13 protein-coding genes are annotated in these 12,439 nt (G+C 52.4%); 11 read left to right on the plus strand and 2 right to left on the minus strand.

Annotated features, from left to right (window positions below; all coding sequences use genetic code 11):
* Positions 1–35: 35 nt before the first annotated feature.
* Complete coding sequence (gpr, locus tag ATB02_RS07345; RefSeq protein ID WP_105271317.1) at positions 36–1,076, minus strand: L-glyceraldehyde 3-phosphate reductase; 1,041 nt, start codon at positions 1,074–1,076, stop codon at positions 36–38.
* A 156-nt stretch (positions 1,077–1,232) separates the two neighbouring features.
* On the opposite strand from gpr, the gene yghX reads away from it, so the two are divergent.
* The 10 genes from yghX (at position 1,233) to hybG (ending at position 9,260) form a co-directional block, all read left to right on the plus strand.
* Positions 1,233–2,120, plus strand: a complete 888-nt coding sequence (yghX, locus tag ATB02_RS07350) for a YghX family hydrolase (protein ID WP_001360974.1) — start codon at positions 1,233–1,235, stop codon at positions 2,118–2,120.
* 118 nt (positions 2,121–2,238) lie between these two features.
* The gene (yghW, locus tag ATB02_RS07355) at positions 2,239–2,526 is read left to right on the plus strand and encodes a DUF2623 family protein YghW (protein ID WP_001059139.1); all 288 of its coding nucleotides are present in this window, start codon (positions 2,239–2,241) and stop codon (positions 2,524–2,526) included.
* Between the two features lie 188 nt (positions 2,527–2,714).
* Complete coding sequence (hybO, locus tag ATB02_RS07365; RefSeq protein ID WP_000145410.1) at positions 2,715–3,833, plus strand: hydrogenase 2 small subunit; 1,119 nt, start codon at positions 2,715–2,717, stop codon at positions 3,831–3,833.
* A gap of 2 nt (positions 3,834–3,835) precedes the next feature.
* Positions 3,836–4,822 carry a hydrogenase 2 operon protein HybA gene (gene hybA / locus ATB02_RS07370; protein ID WP_001081868.1) on the plus strand — a complete coding sequence of 329 codons (987 nt, stop codon included), beginning with the start codon at positions 3,836–3,838 and terminating at the stop codon, positions 4,820–4,822.
* The gene (gene hybB, locus ATB02_RS07375) at positions 4,812–5,990 is read left to right on the plus strand and encodes a Ni/Fe-hydrogenase cytochrome b subunit (protein ID WP_000017694.1); all 1,179 of its coding nucleotides are present in this window, start codon (positions 4,812–4,814) and stop codon (positions 5,988–5,990) included. The genes hybA and hybB overlap by 11 nt, the downstream gene beginning before the upstream one ends.
* Positions 5,987–7,690 (plus strand): hydrogenase 2 large subunit, encoded by a 1,704-nt coding sequence (gene hybC, locus ATB02_RS07380; protein WP_000083074.1) that lies wholly within the window; start codon positions 5,987–5,989, stop codon positions 7,688–7,690. Before hybB ends, hybC begins: the two co-directional genes overlap by 4 nt.
* Positions 7,690–8,184 carry a HyaD/HybD family hydrogenase maturation endopeptidase gene (locus ATB02_RS07385; protein ID WP_001221940.1) on the plus strand — a complete coding sequence of 165 codons (495 nt, stop codon included), beginning with the start codon at positions 7,690–7,692 and terminating at the stop codon, positions 8,182–8,184. Before hybC ends, ATB02_RS07385 begins: the two co-directional genes overlap by 1 nt.
* Positions 8,177–8,665, plus strand: a complete 489-nt coding sequence (hybE, locus tag ATB02_RS07390; protein WP_000134014.1) for a hydrogenase-2 assembly chaperone — start codon at positions 8,177–8,179, stop codon at positions 8,663–8,665. The genes ATB02_RS07385 and hybE overlap by 8 nt, the downstream gene beginning before the upstream one ends.
* Positions 8,658–8,999, plus strand: coding sequence for a hydrogenase maturation nickel metallochaperone HypA (gene hypA / locus ATB02_RS07395; protein ID WP_000544953.1), 342 nt, complete (start codon positions 8,658–8,660; stop codon positions 8,997–8,999). Before hybE ends, hypA begins: the two co-directional genes overlap by 8 nt.
* A 12-nt stretch (positions 9,000–9,011) precedes the next feature.
* Entirely contained in the window at positions 9,012–9,260 is a 249-nt protein-coding gene (gene hybG / locus ATB02_RS07400) for a hydrogenase maturation factor HybG (protein ID WP_000334896.1), read from the plus strand.
* 121 nt (positions 9,261–9,381) lie between these two features.
* Here hybG and yghU read toward each other — a convergent pair whose 3' ends face one another.
* A complete protein-coding gene (yghU, locus tag ATB02_RS07405) occupies positions 9,382–10,248 on the minus strand; it encodes a glutathione-dependent disulfide-bond oxidoreductase (protein WP_105271318.1) in 867 nt (288 codons plus the stop codon).
* 204 nt (positions 10,249–10,452) lie between these two features.
* Here yghU and gss point away from each other — a divergent pair, with 204 nt between their 5' ends.
* The gene (gene gss / locus ATB02_RS07410; protein WP_105271319.1) at positions 10,453–12,312 is read left to right on the plus strand and encodes a bifunctional glutathionylspermidine amidase/synthase; all 1,860 of its coding nucleotides are present in this window, start codon (positions 10,453–10,455) and stop codon (positions 12,310–12,312) included.
* Positions 12,313–12,439: the final 127 nt, after the last annotated feature.

The raw sequence follows: 12,439 nt of genomic DNA on the forward strand, positions 1-12,439 counted from the left end.
ATTCGGGCGCGGTTCTCGCGCCCGTTATTAACAGGTCATTTATCGGAAGACGCCTGCCACAGATTCAGCTCGCCATCGGCGATATGCTGATCAATCTGCGCCAGCTCCTCGGTGCTAAATGTCAGATTATTCAGCGCCTGCACGTTCTCCTCAAGTTGCTCCGCGCGGCTGGCACCAATCAATACCGACGTCACTCGCTCATCTTTCAGCAACCAGCTTAACGCCATTTGCGCCATTGATTGTCCACGCTGCTGTGCCATTTCATTCAATAACCGCAGGCTGTTGAGGTTGGCTTCGGTGAGCATTTTCGGCGTCAGGCCACGAACTTTATTCCCTTCACGATGCATACGTGAATTTTCAGGAATACCGTTGAGATATTTGCCGGTCAGCAATCCCTGAGCCAGAGGAGTAAAGGCAATGCAGCCCACGCCGTTATGTTGCAGGGTATCCAGCAGGCCGCTTTTATCCACCCAGCGGTTCAGCAAATTGTACGAAGGTTGATGAATTAACAGCGGAATTTTCCACTCGCGCAGCAACTCGACCATTTTTTGCGTCCGCTCTGGCGAGTAAGAGGAGATCCCGACATAAAGCGCCTTACCGCTTTGTACCGCATGAGCCAGCGCAGAGGCGGTTTCTTCCATCGGCGTATTTTCATCGACGCGATGAGAGTAAAAGATATCGACATACTCCAGCCCCATCCGCTTCAGGCTTTGGTCGAGGCTGGCGAGCAGGTATTTACGTGAGCCGCCAGAGCCGTACGGGCCGGGCCACATATCGTATCCGGCTTTGGTAGAGATAATCAGTTCATCGCGATAAGCGGCAAAATCCTCCCGCAGCAGGCGACCAAAGTTCTCTTCTGCGCTTCCTGGAGGCGGCCCGTAATTGTTGGCTAAATCAAAGTGCGTAATGCCCAAATCAAACGCTTTGCGCAGGATCGCACGCTGTGATTCCAGTGCGTTAACGTGACCGAAATTGTGCCATAAACCGAGCGATAACGCGGGCAGGCGTAAACCGCTTTTTCCGCAATAGCGGTATTGCATCTGCCCGTAACGTTCGGGATTCGCTAACCAGACCATGACCTCTCCTTTCCACCATTCAATTTCGAAACAATGTTTCCAGTTTAGCGATTTACCAGGGGGGATCCCGTAGCATCGCTCACAGTGTGACGAAAAACTGGGCAAAAACACGTGCTTATGCTTTGCTTAAAAAAACACCAATTGAGGAGTGCAATGATGCCGCGTCTGACCGCTAAAGATTTCCCACAAGAGTTGCTGGATTACTACGACTATTACGCTCACGGGAAAATTTCGAAACGTGAGTTCCTCAACCTTGCGGCGAAGTATGCGGTGGGCGGGATGACGGCATTAGCGTTGTTTGATTTGCTCAAGCCAAATTATGCGCTGGCGACTCAGGTAGAGTTTACCGACCCGGAAATTGTTGCTGAGTACATCACGTATTCTTCGCCAAATGGTCACGGCGAGGTACGGGGTTATCTGGTGAAGCCCGCAAAGATGAGCGGCAAAACGCCAGCCGTGGTGGTGGTGCATGAGAATCGTGGACTGAATCCGTATATCGAAGATGTGGCACGGCGAGTAGCGAAGGCGGGGTATATCGCCCTGGCACCTGACGGCTTAAGTTCCGTTGGAGGTTATCCGGGTAATGATGATAAAGGTCGTGAGCTGCAACAGCAGGTTGATCCAACCAAACTGATGAATGATTTCTTTGCCGCAATTGAGTTTATGCAACGCTATCCGCAAGCGACAGGCAAAGTGGGTATTACCGGATTTTGCTATGGCGGTGGTGTATCGAACGCGGCGGCTGTCGCGTATCCGGAACTGGCCTGCGCGGTGCCGTTTTATGGTCGTCAGGCACCCACTGCCGATGTGGCGAAGATTGAAGCGCCTTTACTGCTCCACTACGCGGAACTGGATACCCGAATCAACGAGGGCTGGCCCGCTTACGAGGCGGCGTTGAAAGCCAATAATAAGGTCTATGAGGCGTATATCTATCCGGGGGTTAATCACGGATTCCATAATGATTCCACGCCCCGTTATGACAAATCTGCCGCCGATCTTGCCTGGCAAAGGACGCTGAAATGGTTCGATAAATATCTCTCCTGATAGGTTTATCTCTTACGGGATTACGTCTTAAACAAGCATGAAAAAATAGCGTGCGCAAAAGTCGTTCTTTGCCTAAAATATCGCTATATATGACAATATATAGCGAATGAGGTGAACGATGAATAACCATTTTGGTAAAGGCTTAATGGCGGGATTAAAAGCAACGCATGCCGACAGTGCGGTTAATGTGACAAAATACTGTGCCGATTATAAACGCGGTTTTGTATTAGGCTACTCACACCGGATGTACGAAAAGACCGGAGATCGCCAGCTTAGCGCCTGGGAAGCGGGGATTCTGACGCGCCGCTATGGACTGGATAAAGAGATGGTAATGGATTTCTTTCGTGAGAATAATTCCTGTTCTACGTTGCGCTTTTTTATGGCCGGTTATCGCCTCGAAAATTGATCAAACATACGTATTATCTTGCTTTAATTAATTACACTAATGCTTATTCCCTTCGTTTTAGTGCCCCGCCGCAGTATCATGATATCGATAACCATAATAAATGTGTGGTAAATGGCGCATCGATCGCATTATTGATTTTGCGATTGAGGCAAAATATATGCCAGGTCTTCGCAACGGAATAACTATAAATGACTGGAGATAACACCCTCATCCATTCTCACGGCATTAACCGTCGTGATTTCATGAAGCTTTGTGCAGCATTAGCCGCCACCATGGGGTTAAGTAGCAAAGCCGCTGCAGAAATGGCCGAATCGGTTACTAACCCGCAGCGTCCGCCAGTTATCTGGATTGGCGCGCAGGAGTGCACCGGTTGTACGGAATCTCTGCTTCGTGCAACGCATCCAACGGTAGAAAACCTCGTGCTGGAGACTATCTCTCTGGAGTATCACGAAGTGCTTTCCGCCGCCTTCGGTCATCAGGTCGAAGAGAACAAACATAACGCTCTCGAGAAGTACAAAGGGCAGTATGTGTTAGTGGTGGATGGTTCCATCCCATTAAAAGATAATGGTATTTATTGCATGGTTGCCGGTGAGCCGATTGTGGATCACATCCGCAAAGCGGCGGAAGGCGCAGCAGCCATTATCGCTATCGGTTCCTGCTCTGCGTGGGGCGGTGTTGCCGCAGCTGGAGTTAACCCAACTGGCGCTGTCAGCCTGCAAGAAGTTCTGCCGGGCAAAACCGTTATCAACATTCCGGGCTGCCCACCGAACCCGCACAACTTCCTCGCGACCGTTGCGCACATCATCACTTACGGCAAACCGCCGAAACTGGATGACAAAAACCGTCCGACTTTCGCCTATGGCCGTCTGATTCACGAACACTGCGAACGCCGCCCGCACTTCGATGCTGGTCGTTTTGCCAAAGAGTTCGGTGATGAAGGCCACCGCGAAGGCTGGTGCCTGTACCACCTCGGCTGTAAAGGGCCAGAAACTTACGGCAACTGCTCAACGCTGCAATTCTGCGATGTTGGTGGTGTGTGGCCGGTGGCGATTGGTCACCCGTGCTATGGCTGTAACGAAGAAGGTATCGGCTTCCATAAAGGCATCCATCAGCTTGCCAACGTCGAAAACCAGACTCCGCGTTCGCAGAAACCGGATGTTAACGCTAAAGAGGGCGGCAACGTCTCTGCGGGCGCTATCGGTTTGCTCGGCGGTGTGGTTGGGCTGGTTGCCGGTGTCAGCGTGATGGCGGTGCGTGAACTGGGTCGTCAGCAAAAGAAAGATAACGCTGACTCACGGGGAGAATAACCGTGAACAGACGTAATTTTATTAAAGCAGCCTCCTGCGGGGCATTGCTGACGGGCGCGCTGCCGTCTGTCAGTCATGCGGCTGCTGAAAACCGCCCGCCAATTCCGGGATCGCTGGGGATGTTGTACGACTCGACCTTGTGCGTAGGCTGCCAGGCTTGCGTCACCAAGTGTCAGGATATCAACTTCCCTGAACGTAACCCACAAGGGGAACAGACCTGGTCGAACAACGACAAACTGTCGCCGTACACCAATAACATTATCCAGGTGTGGACCAGCGGCACGGGAGTCAACAAAGACCAGGAAGAGAACGGCTATGCGTACATTAAGAAACAGTGTATGCACTGCGTCGATCCGAACTGTGTCTCAGTGTGCCCGGTTTCTGCGCTGAAAAAAGATCCGAAAACCGGCATTGTCCATTACGACAAAGATGTGTGCACCGGCTGCCGTTACTGCATGGTCGCCTGCCCATACAATGTGCCGAAGTACGACTACAACAACCCGTTTGGTGCGCTGCATAAGTGCGAGCTGTGCAACCAGAAAGGTGTGGAACGTCTCGATAAAGGCGGTCTGCCTGGCTGCGTAGAAGTGTGCCCGGCGGGCGCGGTAATTTTTGGTACGCGTGAAGAGCTGATGGCGGAGGCGAAAAAACGTCTGGCGCTGAAGCCTGGCAGCGAATACCACTATCCGCGTCAGACGCTGAAATCTGGCGACACTTACCTGCATACGGTGCCGAAATATTATCCGCATCTGTACGGCGAGAAAGAGGGCGGCGGTACTCAGGTACTGGTACTGACGGGTGTGCCTTATGAAAATCTCGACCTGCCGAAACTGGACGATCTTTCTACTGGTGCGCGTTCCGAACATGTTCAACACACCCTGTATAAAGGCATGATGCTACCACTGGCTGTGCTGGCGGGCTTAACCGTGCTGGTTCGTCGCAACACCAAAAACGACCATCACGACGGAGGAGACGATCATGAGTCATGATCCACAACCGCTGGGCGGCAAAATCATCAGTAAACCGGTCATGATTTTTGGACCGTTAATCGTCATCTGTATGCTCCTGATTGTGAAGCGTCTGGTGTTCGGTCTGGGCTCTGTCTCTGACCTGAACGGCGGCTTCCCGTGGGGCGTGTGGATCGCGTTTGACCTGCTGATCGGCACCGGCTTCGCCTGTGGCGGCTGGGCGCTGGCGTGGGCGGTATACGTCTTTAACCGTGGGCAATACCATCCGCTGGTACGTCCGGCACTGTTGGCAAGTCTGTTTGGTTACTCACTGGGTGGCTTGTCGATCACTATCGACGTGGGTCGCTACTGGAACCTGCCGTACTTCTACATTCCGGGTCACTTCAACGTGAACTCGGTACTGTTCGAGACGGCGGTCTGTATGACTATCTACATCGGCGTGATGGCACTGGAATTTGCTCCGGCATTGTTTGAACGTCTGGGCTGGAAGGTGTCGCTCAAACGTCTGAATAAGGTGATGTTCTTCATCATTGCACTTGGTGCGCTGCTGCCAACTATGCACCAGTCTTCAATGGGGTCGCTGATGATCTCGGCGGGCTACAAGGTGCATCCACTGTGGCAAAGCTATGAAATGTTGCCGCTGTTCTCGCTGCTGACGGCGTTCATCATGGGCTTCTCGATTGTCATTTTTGAAGGTTCGCTGGTACAGGCGGGTTTGCGTGGCAACGGTCCGGATGAGAAGAGCCTGTTCGTCAAGCTGACCAACACTATCAGCGTGCTGCTGGCGATTTTCATCGTGTTGCGCTTTGGCGAGCTGATCTATCGCGACAAGCTGTCGTTAGCGTTTGCCGGTGACTTCTACTCCGTGATGTTCTGGATTGAAGTCCTGCTGATGCTCTTCCCACTGGTTGTTCTGCGTGTGGCGAAGCTGCGTAATGATTCCCGCATGCTGTTCCTGTCAGCACTGAGCGCACTGTTAGGTTGTGCAACCTGGCGTCTGACCTATTCGCTGGTGGCATTCAACCCGGGCGGCGGTTACGCCTACTTCCCGACCTGGGAAGAACTGTTGATTTCTATTGGTTTTGTGGCTATTGAGATTTGCGCTTACATCGTACTCATTCGTCTACTGCCGATACTTCCTCCTTTAAAACAAAACGATCATAATCGTCATGAGGCGAGCAAAGCATGAGCCAGAGAATTACTATTGATCCGGTAACCCGAATTGAAGGGCATTTACGCATCGATTGCGAAATCGAAAATGGCGTCGTTTCGAAAGCATGGGCTTCCGGTACCATGTGGCGCGGCATGGAAGAGATCGTGAAAAACCGCGATCCGCGCGATGCATGGATGATTGTGCAACGTATCTGTGGCGTATGTACTACCACTCACGCGCTGTCTTCTGTCCGTGCGGCAGAGAGTGCGCTGAATATCGACGTTCCGGTTAACGCGCAATACATCCGTAACATCATTCTGGCTGCGCACACTACGCATGACCATATCGTTCATTTCTATCAGCTTTCGGCGCTGGACTGGGTGGACATCACTTCTGCACTGCAAGCTGATCCAACCAAAGCCTCCGAAATGCTGAAAGGCGTTTCGACCTGGCATCTGAACAGCCCGGAAGAGTTCACCAAAGTTCAGAACAAGATCAAAGATCTGGTTGCCAGCGGTCAGTTGGGTATTTTCGCCAATGGCTACTGGGGTCACCCGGCAATGAAACTGCCGCCGGAAGTGAACCTGATTGCGGTAGCGCACTACCTGCAAGCGCTGGAGTGCCAGCGTGACGCTAACCGCGTCGTGGCGCTGCTGGGCGGTAAAACGCCGCACATTCAGAACCTGGCGGTAGGTGGTGTCGCGAACCCAATCAACCTCGACGGTCTGGGCGTGCTGAACCTTGAGCGCCTGATGTACATCAAGTCTTTCATCGACAAACTGAGCGACTTTGTTGAGCAGGTTTATAAGGTTGATACCGCGGTTATCGCCGCGTTCTACCCGGAATGGCTGACGCGCGGTAAAGGTGCTGTGAACTATCTGAGCGTGCCGGAATTTCCGACCGACAGCAAAAACGGTAGCTTCCTGTTCCCGGGCGGCTACATCCAGAATGCCGATCTGTCGACTTACCGTCCGATCACTTCTCATTCCGATGAATACCTGATCAAAGGGATTCAGGAAAGCGCGAAGCACTCCTGGTATAAAGACGAAGCGCCGCAGGCACCGTGGGAAGGTACCACCATTCCGGCTTACGACGGTTGGTCTGACGACGGTAAATATTCCTGGGTGAAATCACCGACTTTCTACGGCAAAACGGTAGAAGTGGGTCCGCTGGCTAACATGCTGGTGAAACTGGCGGCAGGACGCGAGTCTACCCAAAACAAACTGAATGAAATCGTTGCGATTTATCAGAAACTGACAGGCAACACGCTGGAAGTGGCGCAGCTGCACTCCACGCTGGGCCGTATTATTGGTCGTACCGTTCACTGCTGCGAATTGCAGGATATCCTGCAAAATCAATACAGTGCACTGATCACCAATATCGGCAAAGGCGATCACACCACCTTTGTTAAGCCGAACATTCCGGCAACGGGTGAGTTCAAAGGTGTTGGCTTCCTTGAAGCACCGCGCGGTATGCTCTCTCACTGGATGGTGATCAAAGACGGTATTATCAGTAACTACCAGGCAGTTGTTCCATCAACCTGGAACTCTGGCCCGCGTAACTTCAATGATGACGTCGGTCCTTACGAGCAGTCGCTGGTGGGTACGCCGGTTGCCGATCCGAATAAACCGCTGGAAGTCGTGCGAACCATTCACTCCTTTGACCCGTGCATGGCCTGTGCGGTACACGTAGTGGATGCCGACGGCAACGAAGTGGTTTCAGTGAAGGTACTGTAATGCGTATTTTAGTCTTAGGGGTTGGCAATATTTTGCTGACCGATGAAGCCATCGGTGTGCGGATTGTCGAAGCATTAGAGCAACGATACATTCTGCCGGATTATGTTGAGATCCTCGATGGCGGCACGGCGGGAATGGAGCTGCTTGGCGACATGGCAAATCGCGATCATCTGATTATCGCCGATGCCATTGTGTCGAAAAAGAACGCGCCGGGAACGATGATGATCCTGCGGGATGAAGAAGTTCCGGCGTTGTTTACCAACAAAATCTCTCCGCATCAGCTTGGCCTGGCCGACGTATTGTCGGCCCTGCGCTTCACCGGTGAGTTTCCGAAAAAACTGACCCTGGTCGGCGTGATCCCGGAATCGCTGGAGCCGCACATCGGTTTGACACCAACGGTTGAAGCGATGATTGAACCTGCGCTTGAGCAGGTCCTGGCTGCGCTGCGCGAATCAGGCGTGGAAGCTATCCCACGGGAGGCGACTCATGACTGAAGAGATAGCAGGTTTCCAGACCTCCCCGAAGGCGCAAGTACAGGCAGCGTTTGAAGAAATTGCCCGGCGTTCGATGCACGATCTCTCTTTTCTGCATCCTTCAATGCCAGTGTATGTTTCTGACTTTACGCTGTTCGAAGGTCAGTGGACGGGGTGTGTAATCACCCCGTGGATGCTGAGTGCAGTTATCTTCCCCGGCCCGGATCAACTCTGGCCACTGCGCAAAGTCAGTGAAAAAATTGGTCTGCAACTGCCGTATGGCACCATGACCTTTACTGTTGGTGAACTGGACGGTGTTTCGCAATACCTCTCCTGCTCGCTGATGTCGCCGCTTTCGCATAGCATGTCGATTGAAGAGGGCCAACGCCTGACGGATGACTGCGCGCGGATGATCCTTTCGCTGCCGGTCACCAATCCGGATGTACCACACGCAGGGCGTCGTGCCCTGCTCTTTGGCCGCAGGAGTGGCGAAAATGCATGAGTTGTCGCTTTGCCAGAGCGCCGTTGAAATTATCCAACGGCAGGCGGAGCAGCACGATGTTAAGCGCGTCACCGCCGTGTGGCTGGAAATTGGCGCGCTATCCTGCGTTGAGGAGAGCGCCGTCCGTTTTAGTTTTGAAATTGTCTGCCACGGAACGGTGGCGCAAGGGTGCGATTTACATATCGTCTATAAACCCGCCCAAGCCTGGTGCTGGGATTGCAGCCAGGTGGTGGAGATTCATCAGCACGATGCGCAATGCCCGCTCTGTCATGGCGAGCGGTTGCGTGTCGATACCGGCGATTCGCTGATCGTCAAAAGTATTGAAGTTGAATAACCGGAGTTAACAATGTGTATTGGCGTTCCAGGCCAGGTGCTGGCTGTCGGTGAAGATATTCACCAGCTTGCGCAGGTTGAAGTATGTGGTATCAAGCGCGACGTGAATATCGCCCTGATTTGTGAAGGTAATCCTGCCGATCTGCTGGGCCAGTGGGTACTTGTGCACGTCGGATTTGCCATGAGCATCATCGACGAAGACGAAGCCAAAGCCACATTAGACGCACTGCGCCAAATGGATTACGACATTACCAGCGCGTGATGATTAGTTTTCGTAGGCCTGATAAGAGCGACAGCGTCGCATCAGGCATTGTGCACGATTGCCGGATGCGGCGTGAACGCCTTATCCGGCCTGGATAGCTTGCTGCGACGAACACCAACCCTTACCCCTGACGCTTATCTTCCGTATTCATCTCGAAATCACTGGCGTCATGGCGCTCATGCAACTGCTCATTCAGCGGTCCGTTGGTGCGGTTAACAATACGCCCACGCTTCACCGCCGGACGTTCGCCCACTTCTTGCGCCCAGCGTTGTACATGCTTATAACTGCCCGCATCAAGAAACTCAGCGGCATCATACACACCACCTAACACCACGTTGCCAAACCACGGCCAAATCGCCATATCTGCAATGGTGTACTCATCGCCCGCAACAAACTTATGCTGCGCCAGTTGCTTATCCAGCACGTCGAGCAGGCGCTTGGCTTCCATGGTAAAGCGGTTGATGGCGTATTCAATTTTCACCGGCGCGTAATGGTAAAAGTGACCAAAACCACCGCCGAGGAACGGCGCGGCACCCTGTAACCAGAACAGCCAGTTCATTGCTTCAGTACGTTTCGCCAGATCCTGCGGCAGGAAGTAGCCAAATTTCTCCGCCAGATAAAGCAGAATCGATCCAGACTCAAACACGCGGATCGGCGGAGTATGGGTATGATCGCGTAGCGCCGGGATCTTCGAGTTTGGGTTCACTTCGACAAAGCCGCTGGAGAATTGATCGCCATCGCCAATACGAATCAGCCAGGCGTCGTACTCTGCACCAGTAACGCCCAGCGCCAGCAGCTCCTCAAGCATAATCGTTACTTTCTGTCCGTTTGGCGTTCCCAGCGAATAGAGTTGCAGCGGATGTTTGCCCACCGGCAGCGTTTTTTCATGCGTCGGACCAGAAACCGGGCGATTGATATTGGCGAACGCGCCGCCAGCGGATTTATCCCACGTCCAGACTTTCGCGGGCTGATAAGTATTGTCTGTCATAGTGAGTTGCCTTCTGAGTGGTAGTGTTGAAGCAGTGTAGCAGGTCACTTGCTGTACAGAATGTGAATTTTTTAACCCTTTGCGCCAGCCGCTGCGATGAGGTGTATGATTAGTCTGACCTCTGTCCGGTTAATGTCGCTGAGCAGGTAATCAGAGCACAACAATTACGCCAACTGCTTAGGTTGTATTGTTAAAGGTAAAGTGATGAGCAAAGGAACGACCAGCCAGGATGCCCCGTTCGGGACATTATTGGGCTACGCCCCAGGTGGGGTAGCAATCTACTCTTCAGATTACAGTTCTCTCGATCCGCAGGAATACGAAGATGACGCCGTATTCCGTAGCTATATCGACGACGAATATATGGGCCACAAATGGCAATGCGTTGAATTTGCTCGCCGTTTTCTCTTTCTGAATTACGGTGTGGTCTTCACTGACGTGGGTATGGCGTGGGAGATTTTCTCGCTGCGCTTCCTGCGTGAAGTGGTTAATGACAACATCCTGCCATTGCAGGCATTTCCTAACGGCTCGCCGCGTGCGCCGGTCGCGGGTGCGCTTCTTATCTGGGATAAAGGCGGTGAATTTAAAGACACTGGCCATGTCGCCATCATTACCCAATTGCATGGCAACAAAGTCCGTATTGCGGAACAGAACGTGATTCATTCCCCGTTACCGCAAGGGCAACAGTGGACACGCGAGCTGGAGATGGTGGTAGAAAACGGCTGCTATATTCTCAAAGACACCTTTGATGACACCACTATTCTGGGCTGGATGATCCAGACGGAAGATACCGAATACAGCTTACCGCAGCCGGAAATTGCAGCTGATCTGCTGAAAATCAGCGGGGAGCGCCTGGAAAACAACGGCCAGTTTGATGGTAAATGGCTGGATGAAAAAGATCCGCTGCAAAACGCCTACGTGCAGGCGAACGGTCAAGTGATCAATCAGGATCCGTATCATTTTTACACCATTACCGAGAGTGCCGAACAGGAGCTGATTAAAGCCACCAACGAGCTGCACTTGATGTATCTTCACGCTACCGACAAGGTGCTGAAAGATGACAATCTGCTGGCGCTGTTCGACATTCCGAAAATCCTCTGGCCGCGTTTGCGCCTCTCCTGGCAGCGTCGTCGCCACCATATGATCACCGGTCGTATGGATTTCTGCATGGATGAGCGCGGCCTGAAAGTCTACGAATACAACGCCGATTCCGCCTCCTGTCATACCGAAGCGGGCTTGATCCTCGAACGTTGGGCGGAGCAGGGCTATAAAGGCAACGGCTTCAATCCTGCGGAAGGGCTGATTAACGAACTGGCTGGTGCCTGGAAACACAGTCGTGCACGTCCGTTTGTCCATATCATGCAGGACAAAGATATCGAGGAGAACTATCACGCACAGTTTATGGAGCAGGCGCTGCAACAGGCGGGCTTTGAAACGCGTATCTTGCGTGGGTTGGATGAACTGGGCTGGGATGCTGCCGGGCAACTGATTGATGGGGAAGGGCGACTGGTTAACTGCGTGTGGAAAACCTGGGCGTGGGAAACCGCGTTTGATCAGATTCGTGAAGTTAGCGACCGTGAGTTTGCTGCGGTGCCGATCCGTACCGGTCATCCGCAAAATGAAGTGCGTTTAATTGACGTATTGCTGCGCCCGGAAGTGCTGGTCTTTGAGCCGCTGTGGACGGTGATCCCCGGCAACAAAGCGATTCTGCCGATCCTCTGGTCGCTGTTCCCGCACCATCGTTACCTACTGGATACCGATTTCACTGTTAATGATGAACTGGTAAAAACAGGTTACGCAGTGAAACCGATCGCCGGTCGCTGTGGCAGTAACATCGACCTCGTCAGCCATCATGAAGAGGTGCTGGATAAAACCAGCGGTAAATTTGCCGAGCAGAAAAACATTTACCAGCAACTGTGGTGCTTGCCGAAAGTGGACGGTAAATACATCCAGGTATGTACTTTCACCGTTGGCGGCAACTACGGCGGTACTTGCTTGCGCGGTGATGAATCACTGGTCATCAAAAAAGAGAGTGATATTGAACCGTTAATTGTCGTGAAAGAGTAATAGATGTTGTAGCAGCCCCGTACTGATTATGAAGAATAATCAGTACGGGGAATAATTAAAACATTCATTATTTATATATTTTGTCATTAATTCATTTTATATATAAATGTATTTATATGGGAAATGC

This window comes from Escherichia sp. MOD1-EC5189 (assembly GCF_002966045.1).
In the GTDB taxonomy this organism is placed as follows: Bacteria; Pseudomonadota; Gammaproteobacteria; order Enterobacterales; family Enterobacteriaceae; genus Escherichia; species Escherichia coli_F.